This window comes from Paenibacillus medicaginis, assembly GCF_042138635.1.
GTDB lineage: Bacteria > Bacillota > Bacilli > Paenibacillales > Paenibacillaceae > Paenibacillus > Paenibacillus medicaginis.
On sequence record NZ_JBHIRY010000101.1, the window covers coordinates 1 to 426 of the forward strand.

The following is a 426-nucleotide window of genomic DNA, read 5'->3' on the forward strand; positions in this document are numbered from 1 at the left end:
GTGAACGTCAAATAGCCCCCACCTATCGGTGAGAGCCGACTTGGACTATATTATTGTGGAATCTTGTTCATCCGGCAGTCCGCCGGAAGCGAAGCTGACCAAGGCAGAAACGGTTCCAGCGTGTTGGTATCCAGCGGGCCGTGAAGCTGCGGCAACTGCTCGAAGAGATACTTCAAATAGTGATACGGATGCAGCCCGTTCTCCTTCGCGGTCTCGATCACGCTGTAAATCGTTGCGCTGGCTGTCGCACCGCGTGGCGTATTCGCGAACAGCCAATTTTTACGCCCGATCACAAACGGCTTGATTGAGCGTTCGCTGCGATTGTTGTCCAGCTCCAATCGACCGTCTGCCAAAAACGCCGTTAGCTTCTCCCACTGGTTCAAGCTGTAGGCAATCGCTTGTCCTGCCAGACTCTTGGGCAGGGTC

The 426-nt window shown here is 54.9% G+C and carries 1 protein-coding gene; it reads right to left on the minus strand.

Annotated elements, in window-relative coordinates; all coding sequences use genetic code 11:
• Positions 1–50 precede the first annotated feature (50 nt).
• Positions 51–426: IS66 family transposase (locus ACE5LO_RS27820; RefSeq protein WP_375523145.1), on the minus strand; the 376-nt coding region annotated here is incomplete at its 5' end.